At 72.7% G+C, this 14,672-nt stretch carries 11 protein-coding genes; 10 read left to right on the forward strand and 1 reads right to left on the reverse strand.

Annotated elements, in window-relative coordinates:
• The first annotated feature begins 11 nt into the window (after positions 1–11).
• Genes ACO06A_RS05975 through ACO06A_RS06000 form a run of 6 tightly spaced genes read left to right on the forward strand, consistent with a single transcriptional unit; the run spans position 12 to position 6,370 of the window.
• A complete protein-coding gene (locus ACO06A_RS05975) occupies positions 12–1,082 on the forward strand; it encodes an acetamidase/formamidase family protein (RefSeq protein ID WP_421735121.1) in 1,071 nt (356 codons plus the stop codon).
• A complete protein-coding gene (locus ACO06A_RS05980) occupies positions 1,079–2,566 on the forward strand; it encodes an AtzH-like domain-containing protein (protein WP_421735122.1) in 1,488 nt (495 codons plus the stop codon). The genes ACO06A_RS05975 and ACO06A_RS05980 overlap by 4 nt, the downstream gene beginning before the upstream one ends.
• The gene (locus ACO06A_RS05985; RefSeq protein WP_421735123.1) at positions 2,563–3,780 is read left to right on the forward strand and encodes a pyridoxal-phosphate-dependent aminotransferase family protein; all 1,218 of its coding nucleotides are present in this window, start codon (positions 2,563–2,565) and stop codon (positions 3,778–3,780) included. Before ACO06A_RS05980 ends, ACO06A_RS05985 begins: the two co-directional genes overlap by 4 nt.
• A complete protein-coding gene (locus ACO06A_RS05990) occupies positions 3,780–5,024 on the forward strand; it encodes an allantoate amidohydrolase (RefSeq protein ID WP_421735124.1) in 1,245 nt (414 codons plus the stop codon). The genes ACO06A_RS05985 and ACO06A_RS05990 overlap by 1 nt, the downstream gene beginning before the upstream one ends.
• A gap of 12 nt (positions 5,025–5,036) precedes the next feature.
• Complete coding sequence (locus ACO06A_RS05995; RefSeq protein WP_421735125.1) at positions 5,037–5,843, forward strand: Cof-type HAD-IIB family hydrolase; 807 nt, start codon at positions 5,037–5,039, stop codon at positions 5,841–5,843.
• Positions 5,840–6,370, forward strand: a complete 531-nt coding sequence (locus tag ACO06A_RS06000) for an alpha/beta family hydrolase (protein WP_421735126.1) — start codon at positions 5,840–5,842, stop codon at positions 6,368–6,370. Before ACO06A_RS05995 ends, ACO06A_RS06000 begins: the two co-directional genes overlap by 4 nt.
• 106 nt (positions 6,371–6,476) lie before the next feature.
• Here the strand turns inward: ACO06A_RS06000 and ACO06A_RS06005 are convergent, their stop codons facing one another.
• Positions 6,477–6,776: a hypothetical protein gene (locus tag ACO06A_RS06005; RefSeq protein ID WP_421735127.1), complete on the reverse strand. Its 300-nt coding sequence runs from the start codon at positions 6,774–6,776 to the stop codon at positions 6,477–6,479.
• Between the two features lie 102 nt (positions 6,777–6,878).
• On the opposite strand from ACO06A_RS06005, the gene ACO06A_RS06010 reads away from it, so the two are divergent.
• The 4 genes from ACO06A_RS06010 to ACO06A_RS06025 all read left to right on the forward strand — a co-directional run bounded on the left by ACO06A_RS06010 (position 6,879) and on the right by ACO06A_RS06025 (position 14,670).
• Positions 6,879–7,931, forward strand: coding sequence for an aminotransferase class V-fold PLP-dependent enzyme (locus tag ACO06A_RS06010; protein ID WP_421735128.1), 1,053 nt, complete (start codon positions 6,879–6,881; stop codon positions 7,929–7,931).
• Between the two features lie 168 nt (positions 7,932–8,099).
• Positions 8,100–10,202 (forward strand): MMPL family transporter, encoded by a 2,103-nt coding sequence (locus tag ACO06A_RS06015; RefSeq protein ID WP_421735129.1) that lies wholly within the window; start codon positions 8,100–8,102, stop codon positions 10,200–10,202.
• A gap of 100 nt (positions 10,203–10,302) precedes the next feature.
• Complete coding sequence (locus ACO06A_RS06020; RefSeq protein WP_421735130.1) at positions 10,303–13,059, forward strand: cation-translocating P-type ATPase; 2,757 nt, start codon at positions 10,303–10,305, stop codon at positions 13,057–13,059.
• Between the two features lie 15 nt (positions 13,060–13,074).
• On the forward strand, positions 13,075–14,670 hold the full coding sequence (locus tag ACO06A_RS06025) for an MFS transporter (protein ID WP_421735131.1): 1,596 nt from the start codon (positions 13,075–13,077) through the stop codon (positions 14,668–14,670).
• Positions 14,671–14,672: the final 2 nt, after the last annotated feature.

Raw genomic sequence — 14,672 nt, forward strand, 5'->3', positions numbered from 1 at the left:
GTGCAGGACCGATGAGTGCAACGTTGCAGCCGGGCACGGGCCCGATCCGGGCGGCGGCGTACCTGCCGTCGACCCCGCGGACCGTCCTGTGGGGACGCCTGCCCTGCGGCGCCGACGAGCCCGTGCTGCGCGTCTCGCCCGGCACCGAGGTCACCATCGACACGGTGAGCCACGAGGGCCTGCTGGACGACCAGGGCAGCGACCCGCTGGCGTGGTTCACCGGCCACGGGGTGGCGCCGGGCGACGTGCTGACCGACGCGATCGAGATCGTCGGGACCTCGACCCGCAGGGCCACCGACGGCCCGCACGTGGTGACCGGACCGATCCACGTCGAGGGCGCGCAGCCGGGCGACCTGCTGGCGATCACCGTGCTCGAGACCGTCCCGCGGGTGCCGTACGGAGTCATCTCCAACCGGCACGGCCGCGGCGCGCTGGCCGGTGAGCTGCCGCGCGGCCCGGAGAACGTCAGCGTGTTCGCCACGGTCCGCGGAGACGTCGGGTGCCTGCCCGCGGTCGAGGGTGGCGAGCGGCTGATCGAGTTCCCGCTGGCCCCCTTCCTCGGGATCATGGGCGTCGCGGTGGCCGGCGACGAGCGACCGCACTCCGTCCCGCCGGGCGCGCACGGGGGGAACATCGACATCAACCTGCTCCAGGTGGGCTCCACGCTCTACCTGCCGGTGCAGGTGCCGGGCGCGCTGGCCTACGTGGGCGACCCGCACTTCGCACAGGGCGACGGCGAGGTGGCGCTCACCGCGCTGGAGGCGTCCCTGCGCGTCACGCTGCGCTTCGACGTGGTGCCCGCCGTGGAGGCGCTCGCGCGGTTCGGTCCGTTCGAGGGGCCGCTGGTCGAGACGCCTGAGTTCCTCGTGCCGACCGGGCTCGACAAGGACCTGGACGAGGCCGTCCGGAAGTGCGTCCGGGCCGCGCTCGCCCTGCTCCAGGCCCGGTGGGGGCTCGACGAGCACCTCGCCTACGCGTACCTGTCGGCGGCGACGGACATCAACATCTCGCAGGTGGTCGACCAGGTCTGCGGGGCCCACGCCCGGATCCGCGTCGCCGACTTCGACGGGCTCGCCCGATGAGCCTGCCCGCGGACCTCCAGGAGGCGTTCGACGCGTACGAGCGGGCGCTCGCCACCGACGACGTCGCGGCGCTGGACGACGCCTTCGCGCCCGGGCCCCTGACGTTGCGCGGCGACGGAGACGGCCTGCTAATGGGGCACGGCGCCATCAGCGCGTTCCGCGGCACGCGCGGCGGGATCTCCCCCAGGGTGCTGGACCGGGTGGAGGTCCGGCAGCTGGCCGACGACTGCTGGCTGATCGTCGCGACCTCCCGCTACGACGGCGGCGGCACCGGGCTGCAGACGCAGGTGTGGCAGCTCTCCGAGGGCCGCTGGCACATCACCGCCGCGCACGTCACCGGCCGGACCCGGAGCTTCGACACCTCCGTGTGGCGCACGGTCGGCGACCCGCTGTACCAGGGCGCGTTCGACGGTCCGCTGCTCGGTCTGCGCGTCGCCGTCAAGGACCTCTTCGCCGTCCGTGGCTACCGGATCGGCGCAGGCAACCCGACGTGGCTGCGCGAGGCTGCCCGCGAGCGCGAGCACGCCCCGGCGGTGCTCGACCTGCTCAAGGGCGGGGCGTCTGTCCGCGGCCTCGCCCGCACCGACGAGTTCGCCTACTCGATCGCGGGCGCCAACCCGCACTACGGCACCCCCGCCAACGGAGCCGTCCCCGGCGCGCTCCCGGGCGGCTCGTCCAGCGGGCCCGCGACCGCGGTCGCCACCGGTCAGGCGGACGTCGGGCTGGCCAGCGACACGGCCGGCTCGGTCCGCGTGCCGGCGAGCTACCAGGGCCTCTGGGGCCTGCGGACGACGCACGGGCTGGTGCCGCGGCAGGGCCTGCTGCCGCTGGCGCCGTCGTTCGACACGGTCGGCTGGCTGACCCGGACGGTTGCGACGCTGGAGCTCGTCGCCTCCTGGTGCCTCGACGACGACGCCCCGCCGCTGCCGTCGCGCCGGGTGGTGCCCGTGGAGGTCCTGCGCCTGGTCGACCCCGCCACCCGCGAGGCGTTCGAGTCCTGGGCTCCGGGAACCGTCGAGGAGGTCGAGGTCGGCCCGCTCGACGCGTGGTTCGAGGCGTTCCGCGTGGTGCAGGCCGCCGAGGCGTGGCGCGCGCACGGCTCCTGGATCGACGCGCACCCGGACGCCGTCGGACCCGGCGTGCGCGAGCGGTTCGCGATCGCGCGGGACGTGACCGCGTTGGACGAGGCGTCCGCCCGGGCCGAGGTCGAACGGCTGGCCACGGTGATCCGCGCGATCGTCGACGACGCCGTCCTCGTCCTGCCGACCACCCCGGGTCCGGCCCCCGCGCGGACGGACGACCTCGAGCACGTCCGCGCGGCCACCCTGCGGATGACCGCGCTGGCGGGCATCGGTGGCCTGCCGGCGCTGTCCGTCCCCGCGTTGCGCGTGGGGCCGGCACCCGTCGGCGTCTGCTTCGTCGGCCCCCGCGGCACCGACCTCTCGCTCGTCCGGCACGCCCGCTCCCTCGGAGGACCCGCATGACCACCCCGGTGAACCCGCCCGCCCGCCTGCTCATGGGCCCGGGCCCGGTCAACGCCGACCCGCGCGTGCTGCGCGCCCTGTCCACCCCGCTGGTGGGTCAATACGACCCGGTGATGACCGGGTACATGAACGAGACGATGGCCCTGTACCGCGAGGTCTTCGCGACCACCAACGAGGCGACGCTGCTGGTCGACGGCACGTCCCGCGCGGGGATCGAGGCGGCGATCGTGTCGCTGGTGCGTCCGGGCCAGCGCGTGCTGGTGCCGGTGTTCGGGCGCTTCGGGCACCTGCTCGCCGAGATCGCGCTGCGCGCGCAGGCCGAGGTGCACACCATCGAGGTGCCGTGGGGGCAGGTGTTCCCGGCGTCCGTCATCGAGGAGGCGATCGTCCGCGTCCGCCCGCACCTGCTGGCGGTCGTGCAGGGCGACACGTCGACGACGATGCTCCAGCCGCTCGACGACCTCGGGGCGATCTGCCAGAAGCACGGCGTGCTGTTCTACACGGACGCCACCGCGTCGCTGGGCGGCAACGCGTTCGAGATGGACGCGTGGGGCCTGGACGCCGCCACGGCCGGCCTGCAGAAGTGCCTGTCCGGCCCCTCCGGGAGCGCGCCGATCAGCCTGTCCGACACGGCGGTCGAGGTGATCCGGGGTCGGCGGCGCATCGAGGCGGGGATCCGTGAGGAGTCCGACGAGGACACCGGGGAGCCCGTGCACTCCAACTACTTCGACCTCGGCATGGTCCTCGACTACTGGGGGCCGCGGCGGTTGAACCACCACACCGAGGCGACGAGCATGCTGTACGCCGCCCGCGAGTGCGCCCGGATCATCCTCGAGGAGGGCCGGCAGGCGGTCATCGACCGGCACGAGCGGGCCGGTCGCGCGATGCTCGCGGGGGTCCGGGGGCTGGGGCTGGGGGTGTTCGGGGACGTGGCGCACAAGATGCACAACGTGGTCGCGGTCGAGATCCCGGACGGCGTGGACGGGGACGCCGTCCGCGGGGCGCTGCTCCAGGACTTCGGCATCGAGATCGGCACGTCGTTCGGCCCGCTGCACGGTCGCGTGTGGCGGATCGGCACCATGGGTCTGAACGCACGGCACGACGCGGTCCTGACCACGCTGGCCGCGCTGGAGCAGGTGCTGCGCCGCGCGGGAGCCCAGGTCCCGCTGGGCGGCGGCGTCGACGCGGCGTACCTCGCCTGGTCCGGGGCCTGATGCTCGACGCCCCCACCGCCGCCCGGCGCATCATGGCCCGATGCGACGAGCTCGCCGCGTACACCTCGATGACCGGCGGGATCGAGCGCGTCTACCTGTCCCCCGAGCACGCGCGCGTGAACCGGGTGGCGGCCCGCTGGATGCGCGAGGTGGGCCTGGACACGTGGCAGGACGCGGCGGGCAACCAGTGTGGCCACCTGCCCGGACGCGACCCGGACGCGCCTTCGCTCCTGCTCGGCTCGCACCTGGACACCGTGCGCGACGCCGGCCGGTACGACGGGATCCTCGGCGTGCTCATGGCCATCGAGGTGGTCCGCGCGCTGCGGGCCCAGGCACCGTCGTTCCGCTTCGGGCTCGACGTCGTCGCGTTCTGGGACGAGGAGGGCGCCCGGTTCGGCACCGCCCTGCTGGGGTCGTCCGCGATGGCCGGTCGGTGGAACGACGCGTGGTGGGACCTGACCGACGAGCACGGCACCACGCTGCGCACGGCGTTCGGGGAGTTCGGCCTGGACCCGGGACGCATCGGTGCGGCCGCGCGGCCTCCCGACTCGTTGGCGGGGTACCTCGAGGCGCACATCGAGCAGGGCCCGGAGCTCGACGACGGCGGCGCTCCCCTCGGCGTCGTCACGTCGATCGCGAGCGCCCGGCGGTTCGCCGTGCAGATCGACGGCGAGGCCCGGCACGCCGGGGGCGCACGGTACGAGAAGCGCCACGACGCCCTGCTCGGCGCCAGCGAGGTCGCGCTGGCGGTCGAACGCCTCTGCCGCGCCGAGCACCACATCATCGGCACGGTCGGCCGGCTGGAGACCTTCCCCGGCGCGGTCAACGTGGTGCCCGGCGAGGCGCGGCTCACGGTGGACCTGCGCGGCGAGCACGACGACGACCGCGACCGCGTGTGGCGCGGCATCACGTCAGCCATGGACGAGATCGCCGGCCGCCGCGGCCTGACGTGGTCCGCGCGGGAGCTGCACGAGGCGCCCGCGGTCCGGTGCGACACCCTCCTCCAGGACGTCGTGCGCGCGGGGATCGAGGACACCGGCCGCCGGCACGTCCCGGCCCTGTTCAGCCGCGCGGGGCACGACGCCATGGCCATGGGAGCGGTGACCGGCGTCGGCATGCTGTTCCTGCGCAACCCCGACGGCATCAGCCACCACCCGGACGAGGACGTCAGCCTGGCCGACGTGGAGACGGGCCTGCGGGCACTGACCGCGACGGTCGAGCACCTGGCGCGCGAGGCCTCCTGAGAGAATCGCCCCGTGGAACCCCTCGTCTTCGACCCTGTCCCCGACATCCGGCTCATCGCGGTGGACCTGGACGGGTCCCTGCTCGACGACGAGAAGCAGATCCACGACGACTTCTGGCCGCTGCTCGACCAGCTGGACCACCGCGGCATCCGCCTGAGCCCGGCCAGCGGCCGGCAGTACGCGACCCTGCGCCGGCAGTTCGGCCGCGACGAGCTGGTCTACATCGCGGAGAACGGCGCCTACGTGGTGCAGCACGACGAGGAGATCAGCTCCGACGGCCTCGACCTGGCCACAGCGCGCGAGGCCGTCAAGGTCGTCCGCGCCGCCGGTCACCTCGACCTGGGCGTCGTCCTGTGCGGCAAGCGCTCCGCCTACGTCGAGCGCAGCGACCACGCGTTCCTCCAGCACGCGGAGCCCTACTACGCGAAGCTCGAGCGGGTCGGCGACCTGACGGCGGTCGACGACGAGGTGCTGAAGGTCGCGGTCTACGACTTCGGCTCGGCGGCGTCGGGTGCCGGCGCGCTGCTGGCGCCGTTCGACCCTCTGGTCTCGGGCGAGCACTGGGTGGACGTGATGAGCCCGACCGCCGACAAGGGCCACGCGCTGCGCGCCGTGCAGGCCGCGCTCGGGGTGACGGCCGAGCAGACCATGGTGTTCGGCGACTACTTCAACGACATCGGCATGCTCGACGCGGCGTACTGGTCGTTCGCGATGGACAACGCACACCCGGACGTCCGCGCGCACGCCCGGTTCGTCGCGCCGGCGAACACCGCCAACGGCGTCGTCCGCACCATCGCCTCGGTGCTGGGCCTGTCGTGAGCGTCGCGGGCCTGGTGCTCACCCCCGGGTTCGGGGGGACCCGCGAGAGCCCGGCGCTGGTCGCGGTGGAGGCGGCCGTCGCACCGCTGCCGGTGCTGCGTCTGAACCTCCCCAAGACCGCAGCGCCCGCGATCGCCACGGTCCGGGAGCAGGCCGAGGCGTTCGCGTCGTCGCTCGGCGTGGACCCCGCGGCCCTCGTGCTCGGTGGCCGCTCGTTCGGCGGACGCATGTGCTCGATGGCCGTCGCGCAGGGTCTGCCCGCCGCCGGCCTGGTCCTGCTGTCCTACCCGCTGCACCCCCCGGGGCGCCCGGACCAGCTCCGCACCGCGCACCTGCCCGACCTCCGCGTCCCGGTCCTGGCCGTGTCCGGCACGACCGACCCGTTCGGCTCCCCCGACGAGCTCACCGCCCACCTGTCCGTCATCCCGGGTCCCGTCACCACCGTCTTCGTCCCCGGCACGCACACGCCGACGAGCAACACCGCCGTGGCGGACGCGGTCCGCGACTGGCTCAGCACGCTCGCGTGAAGACGTCGTAGCGCCCGGAGGAACGAGGTCTTCACGCGACGCAACCCGTGGCGCGCGGCGCGCCTGCCCCAGGCGGACTCCATGCAGGACGCGCTGAGCCGCTGAGTCAGAGCCCGCTCGACCGGTCGGCGTCGGCGCCCTGGACGTCCGCGGGGATCACACCGCGCTCCTCCAGGACGCGCACGACGAACGAGGCCGCGACCATCGACGCCCCCACCCACACGGCGATCGAGATGATGGCCTCGAGCCAGCCGTAGACATCCACCACTCCCAGGCCGTAGGCGTCGACACTGAAGGGGAACGCGTTCACGAGGGCGTAGAGCACCGGCAGGACGACGAGCCTGGCGCCGAGCGCCACGACCACACCGGTCCAGAGGATGCGGCGGGCGGTCCAGTACGGCGGCATGGCGGTGACTCCTCGGTCGGCAACGGTGCCAGGCGTCACGCTAGCGAGAGGAGCGCGGACGTGGGCGCCATTCGGCGCCCGCGGGCTGAGACGATCGTTGCCATGGACCCCCTGACCGCGCTGCGCTCCGCGTTCGCCCCCGTGCCCGGGTACCTCGACGCGGCGACGTGCGGGCTGCCGGCCCGGGCGACGGTGGACGCGATGCGCGACGCCCTGGACACCTGTCAGGCCGGGAAGGCCGACCTCGCGGTGTACGACGCGGCGGTCGCGGCCTCGCGTGCCGCCTTCGCCCGGCTGGTCGGGGTCGACCCCTCGTGGGTGGCGACGGGCTCGCAGACGTCCGCGCTGGTCGGCCTCGTCGCGTCGAGCGTGCCCGACGGCGCGGAGGTGCTGGTGGTCGACGGCGACTTCGCCTCGGTGGTCTTCCCGTTCCTGGCGCACGCCGACCGCGGCGTCACCGTCCGGCAGGTGCCGCTGGAGTCGCTGGCCGACGAGGTCCGCCCGTCGACCCACACCGTCGCGTTCTCGCTGGTGCAGTCCCGCGACGGGCGGGTCGCCGACGCCGACGCCCTCCGCACGGCGGCTGCCGCAGCCGGTGCCGTGACGGTCTGCGACGTCACGCAGGCCGCCGGCTGGCTGCCCGTGGACGCCACCGCCTTCGACGTCACCGTCTGCGCGTCGTACAAGTGGCTGTCCGCCCCGCGCGGCACCGCGTTCCTCACGGTCCGCCCGGACGTGCTCGACCGGCTCCGGCCGATCAGCGCCGGCTGGTACGCGGGCAAGGAGATCTGGTCGTCGGTGTACGGCCCGCACATGGCGCTCGCCACCGATGCCCGACGGCTCGACGTCTCCCCCGCCTGGCTCTGCTGGGTGGGCGCTGTCCCCGCGCTGGAGCTCTTCGCCGACGCACCTGCGGACGACGTCCGGCGCTACGCGGTCGGCCTCGCCGACGCCTTCCGTGCCGGGCTCGGGATGAAGCCCGGCGGCAGCGCGATCGTCGCGCTGCCCGACGATGCGGCGGGTTCCCGTCGGGCCCGGCTCGCCGCGCAGGGCACCCGTGCGGCCGGCCGCGGCGGTGGTGTCCGGCTCGCGTTCCACGTCTGGAACGACGCCGACGACGTGGCGCGCGCCGTGGCTGCCCTGAGCAACTCCTGAGGGGAACCTGAGGGTCGATTCGGGGGTCTCCCTGATATCCCTGGGCCTGCCGACCTCGAAATCCTAGGATCGCACTCAGCACCGAGACCGGACCCCGACGCGTATCTCCCGTCGGGCGGACCGCACCTTTCGAGTCGTCGTCGACCCCCCTTCTGCAGAGGAACACCCATGTCTCAGGTCGCCGGATGGATCACCCATCGCTACCTCAAGTTCGCCGTCATCGCCTTCTGGCTCGTCGTGGTCGCGCTCCTAGGGCCCCTCGCGGGCAAGCTCACGGGCGCGCAGGACAACGACGCCAAGTCCTGGCTCCCCGCCGACGCCGAGTCGACCGAGGTGCTCGACGTCGCGGGCAGCTTCGTGTCCGCCAACACGATCCCTGCGGTCATGGTCTACGAGCGCTCGTCCGGCCTGACGCCCGACGACCTCGCGGCCATCGCGGCGGACGCAGCGGAGTTCGGCACGCTCGACACGCTGGACGGCGCGGTCGTCGGCCCGATCCCGTCCCAGGACGGCGAGGCCGCGCAGATCATCGTCCCGCTCGATCTCGGCTCCGACGGCTGGAACCTCGCCGCCGACGCCGTCGTCGACCTGCGGGCCACGGCCGAGGACGGGCCCGACGGTCTCGACGTCTACGTGACCGGACCGGCCGGCTCGGCCGCCGACTCGTCCGCGGCGTTCGAGGGCATCGACGGCACGCTGCTGTACGCGGCCGTGGCCGTCGTCATCGTCATCCTGCTCATCACCTACCGCAGCCCGATCCTGTGGATCCTGCCGGTCATCTCCGCGGGCGTCGCGCTCACGGTCTCGCAGGCCCTGATCTACCTGCTCGCGGACAACTACGACCTGACCGTCAACGCGCAGAGCGCCGGCATCCTCACGGTCCTCGTGTTCGGTGCGGGGACGGACTACGCCCTGCTCCTGGTCGCCCGCTACCGCGAGGAGCTGCGCAAGCACGGCGACCGGCACGAGGCGATGGCGCTGGCCCTGCACCGGGCCGGCCCGGCGATCATCGCCAGCGGCGCCACGGTGGCCATCGGCATGCTCGCCCTGCTGTTCGCGACGATGAACTCCACGGCAGGTCTCGGCCCGGTCGCCGCCATCGGCATCGGCGTGGCCCTGCTCGTCATGCTCACCCTCCTGCCGGCGCTCCTGGTCACCTGCGGCCGGTGGATCTTCTGGCCGCGCACCCCGAAGCTCGGGGACAGCGAGCCGTCCGAGCACGGGTTCTGGGCGCGCGTCGGCGGCCGGATCGAGCGCCGGCCCCGGGCGACGTGGATCGGTACGTCGGCGGCGCTGCTCGTCGCGTGCGTCGGCATCGTGGCGCTCAACGCGACCGGGCTGACCACCGAGGAGTCGTTCCGCGGCGAGCAGCCGTCCATCGTCGGCGAGAAGGTGCTCTCCGCGCACTTCCCCGGCGGCGCCGGCTCCCCCGTCGTCGTCATCGCGAACACCGCCCAGGCCGACGGCGTCGCCGCGGTCCTCGCGGACGTCGAGGGCATCGACCCGGCGAGCGTCTCCGAGCCCGTCGTCAAGGGCGACCTCGCGTACATCGAGGGGACCCTGACGTCCGCACCGGACGCCGACGAGGCCTACGACACGGTCGACCGGGTGCGCGAGGCGGTGCACGCGGTGCCCGACGCCGAGGCGCTGGTCGGTGGCACGACGGCGGTGAACCTCGACGTGCAGCGGGCCTCGGCCGACGACAACCGCCTGATCATCCCGATCATCCTGCTGATCGTGTTCCTCATCCTCATGGTCCTGCTGCGTGCGCTCGTGGCGCCGCTGGTCCTCATCGGCACCGTCGTGCTCTCGTTCGGCGCGGCCATCGGCATCAGCGCGCTCGTGTTCAAGTACGCCTTCGGCTACGCCGGGGCGGACACGTCGTTCCCGCTCTTCGTGTTCGTGTTCCTGGTCGCCCTGGGGATCGACTACAACATCTTCCTCATGACCCGCGTGCGCGAGGAGACGCTGCGGATCGGGCACCACCGCGGCTCGCTGGTCGGCCTGGCGGCCACCGGCGGGGTCATCACGTCGGCCGGCCTGGTCCTGGCGGGCACGTTCGCCGTGCTCGGCACGCTGCCGCTGGTGGCGTTCGCGGAGATCGGGTTCGCCGTGGCGTTCGGCGTCCTGCTCGACACGCTGATCGTCCGGTCGGTGCTGGTCACGGCGCTCAACCTCGACATCGGGAAGGCGATGTGGTGGCCGAGCGCGCTCAGCAAGCAGAAGGAACCCGAGCCCGCGGAGCAGCCCGTCGCGGTCCCCGTCTCCTGACCCGCTGACCCGAGATGCCCGGATCCTCCGCGATCCGGGCATCTCGCGCTAGCGTGGCCGCACGAGCGTGCACCACTCGTCGCGGCCTGAGGAGCTCTCGGTGACAGACACTCTCAGCAGCACTGAAGCTCCCACCCGGTGGTGGGCGCTCGACCCCGAGGCCGCGAGCGCGCAGCTCGGCACGGACCTCGCGGCCGGGCTGACCACGGCGGAGGTGACTGCCCGCCGAGAGCGCTACGGACCCAACACGCTCACCGCGCAGGCCGCGCCGTCCGTGTGGTCGGTGGTGCTCGCGCAGCTGCGCGACCCGATGAACATCATGCTCGTGGCCGTCGCCGCCGTGAGCGCCGCGATCGGGCAGGGCTCGACCGCGCTCATCGTCGGGTTCCTGGTCGTGGTGAACGTGGTCATCGGGGCCCGCCAGGAGATGCTCGCGCGCAAGAGCGTCGACGCGCTGGCCACCATGCAGGAGCCGCAGTCGCGCGTGCGGCGGGACGGCGCCCTGGTGCAGATCCCCGCGAGCGAGCTGGTGCCTGGCGACATCGTCGAGCTCGAGGCTGGCGACATCGTGCCTGCCGACGGCCGGCTGCTGCGGACCGCCACGATGGAGACGCAGGAGGCGGCGCTGACCGGCGAGAGCACCCCGATCGGCAAGGACGTGATCACCCTCGCCGACGCGGAGGTCCCGCTCGGCGACCGCGCCAACATGGCGTTCCAGAACACGTCGGTCACCCGCGGCACCGGCACGATGCTCGTCACCGCGACGGGCATGACGACGCAGATCGGCAACATCGCCACCCTGCTGTCGTCGGTGGAGAAGACGAAGTCGCCGCTGCAGCGCGAGCTCGACAAGCTGACCAAGGTGCTCGGGGTCATCGCCTGGAGCGCGGTGGCGGTCATCGTGCTGATCGGGGTCCTGCGCGGCCAGTCGCCGAGCGACCTGCTGTTCCTCGCCACCGCGGTCGCCATCTCCGCGATCCCGACGGGTCTCCCCACGTTCGTGCAGGCCATGCTCGCGTACGGGGCCCGCCAGCTGGCCGACGCGAAGGCCGTCGTCGCCAACCTCAACGACGTCGAGACGCTCGGGGCTACCAGCTCGATCAACTCCGACAAGACGGGCACGCTGACTCTCAACGAGATGACGGTGACCGCGCTGTACACGATCGGTCAGCACTTCACCGTCGAGGGCAGCGGGTACGCGAAGACGGGCCGCATCCTGCAGACGGCGGGCGCGGACGTCCCGGACCTGACCCCGCTCGCGTACGGCCTGTGCCTGGCCAGCGACGCGACGGTGTCCGACTCCGGGGGCGTCATCGGCGACCCGACCGAGGCGGCGCTCGTGGTGCTCGCCGCGAAGCTGGGCATCGACGCGGAGGAGAGCCGCCGGACGTACCCCCGTGTCGCGGAGGTGCCGTTCGACTCGGCCTACAAGTTCATGGCCACCGCCCACTGGCTGCCCTGGCGCGGCGACCGGTCGCTCGTCGAGGTGGTCAAGGGCGGCCCGGACGTCGTCCTGCAGCGCTGCACGCACGCCCTCGCCGGTCCCGGCCAGACCGTCCCGCTGGAGGACATGCGCGCCGACATCGAGGCGGAGATGGAGCGGCTCGCCGAGCAGGGTCTGCGCACGCTCGCCTTCGCGACACGGTTCCTCACGCCGGCCGACGAGGCCGCCCTGGTGGTCGACCCGATGTCCTACGTCGAGGAGCTCGTGTTCGTCGGTCTGGTCGGCATCGTCGACCCGCTGCGGCCCACCGCCAAGGTGGCCGTCGACATCGCGCTGAAGGCCGGCATCGAGGTCCGCATGATCACCGGCGACCACGCGGTGACCGCGAGCGCGATCGGCAAGCAGCTCGGGCTCGGCCCGGGAGCGATCAGCGGACCCGAGCTGGCCGCCCTCACCGACGAGGAGCTGCTCGAGCGGCTGCCGAACCTGCACGTGTTCGGCCGCGTCACCCCCGAGGACAAGCTCCGGCTGGTCCAGCTCATGCAGAAGCAGGGCCTGGTGGTCGCCATGACGGGCGACGCGGTCAACGACGCCGCCGCGATCAAGCAGGCCGACATCGGCGTCGCGATGGGCTCCGGCAGCGAGGTCACCAAGCAGGCGGCTCGCCTGGTGCTCACCGACGACAACTTCAGCACCCTGGTGCACGCCGTCGAGCTGGGCCGCAGCATCTACCAGAAGATCACCGCGTACATCCGCTTCCAGATGAGCCAGCTCATCGGTCTGGTGGTCCTGTTCCTGGCGGCCAGCGTCTTCGACATCGCCGACGGTGTCGCGATGACCCCGATGATGGTGCTGTTCCTCAACTTCTTCGTCTGCGTGTTCCCCGTGATCGCCATCATGCTCGACCCGGTGGGACCCGGGATCATGGACCGGGCGCCGCGCGACCCGGACGTCGGGATCACCAACGGCCCCGCCGTGCGCCGCTGGATCATCAACGGCGCGATCCTGTGCATCGCCTCGGCGATCCCGCTGGTGCTCGGTCCCGACACCCCGGCCGCCGACCACCCGACGGCGTCGATGACGATGGCGTTCGTCGTCATGGGACTCGGTTCGGTCCTGTCCGGCCTCGTCCTGCGCCGCGAGCCGGAGTCCGGCCTGGCCGCTCCGGTGCTGACCGCGGTCAAGGTGCTCTCGGTGCCGGTGATCCTCGTCGTGCTGGCCACCGAGCTGGGCTTCCTGCAGCGCTGGCTCACGACGCAGCCGCTCACCGGGTCCCAGTGGCTCGCCTGCCTGGGGCTCGCGCTGCTGCTGCCCGTCGTCGCGGAGGTCGACAAGGTGCTCATGCGCCGCAGGGCCACCCAGCCCGTGCTCGCTCCCCCCGAGGCGGTGAGCCCGGCGCGGGCCCGGGCCTGAGACGAGGGGATCGACATGACCAGCACGCCGCAGGACGACGCCGGAGCGTCCGCGGGGAATCCCCGTCTCGCCATCCTGCTGGCGATGGCGATGTTCGTCCTCGTCGTGGACACGTCGCTGATGAACGTATCGATCTCGGCGGTGGTCCGCGACCTCGACACGACCGTCAGCGGGGTGCAGTCCGCGATCGCCCTGGAGGCCCTCGTCTCGGCCGCGTTCATCCTCATCGGCAGCAAGATCGGCGACCTGTTCGGTCGCAAGTGGGCGTACGTCGTGGGTCTGCTCGCCTACGCCGTCGGTGCCCTGGCCATGACCCTCGCGCAGAGCCTGACGGCGATCATCGTCTTCTGGGCCGTCATCGGCGGCCTCGGTGCGTCCCTGCTCCTCCCGGCGATGCAGTCGCTCATCCACGGCAACTTCGCCGGTGCGGCCCAGCGCAAGGCGTTCGCCCTGGTCGGCGCGGCCGCGGCGATCGCGGCGGCGGTCGGCCCCCTGCTCGGCGGGTTCATCACCACGTACCTGTCGTGGCGGCTGGCGTTCCTGCTCGAGGTCGTGATCATCGCCGTCGTGCTCTCGGGGATCCGCCTGGTCAAGGACGTCCCGTACACAGGATCCCGTCACATCGACGGGGTCGGGGCCGTGCTCTCGGTGCTCGGCATGGGCGGTGTGGTGCTCGGCATCCTGGTCTGGCAGGAGGGTGGCGAGTCGGTGGTCGCGATCCTGGCCGTCGGAGTCGTGGCGCTCGGCTCGCTCGTCGTATGGCTCCGTCGACGCAGGCGGTTGGCGCAGCCGACCCTGATCGACCCGGACCTGTTCGCGTCGAAGGTGTTCCGGTTCGGGATCACCGAGCAGTCGCTCCAGCAGATCGCCCTCGGCGGCACCATGATCGCGCTGCCGATCTACCTCCAGGTGGTGCTGGAGTACAGCGCGATGGGGGCCGGGCTGTCCATCGCACCGCTGTCGCTGAGCATGTTCGCCGTCGCGCTCGTCGCCGGCAAGAAGGCCGGCACCCACAACCCGAGCGGCATCATCCGGTGGGGGTTCACGCTCCTGCTCGTCGGCATCGCGACCGTGATCCTCGTCGTGCCGCGGGCGGACTCCGGCTGGTGGCTGGTGGTCCCGCTGCTCGTGGCCGGGTCCGGCCTCGGTCTGCTGGTGTCCCAGCTGAACAACTACACGCTCGCGCCGATCACCGAGGAGCGCGTCAGTGAGGCGGCCGGGATCAACTCCGCGGCCGGCTCGTTCGGGCTCTCCTTCGGTCTCGCGTTCGCCGGCGCGATCCTGCTGGCCGCTCTCTCGACGATCTTCACGTCGATGGCGGCTGACAGCACCGTGCTGGACGCCGCCGAGCAGACGCAGGTGGCGGAGGTGCTGGAGCACGACGCGCAGGTGGTGAGCACCACCGAGCTCGAGAACCTGCTCGTCGGTCAGCCGCAGGACACGCAGGACGAGATCATCCGGATCAACACCGAGGCCCGGCCGCTCGCCCTGCAGATCGCCATGCTCGTCCCGCTGGTCGCCGCGCTCGCCGGACTGCTGGTCTCGTTCCGCATGGCCAGGCTCCCCTACGTGCCACCGGCCGCGCCGGTCGAGGCTGCCGTCTGGGGATGACC

This window comes from Cellulomonas sp., from assembly GCF_965229465.1.
Taxonomy (GTDB): Bacteria; Actinomycetota; Actinomycetes; order Actinomycetales; family Cellulomonadaceae; genus Cellulomonas.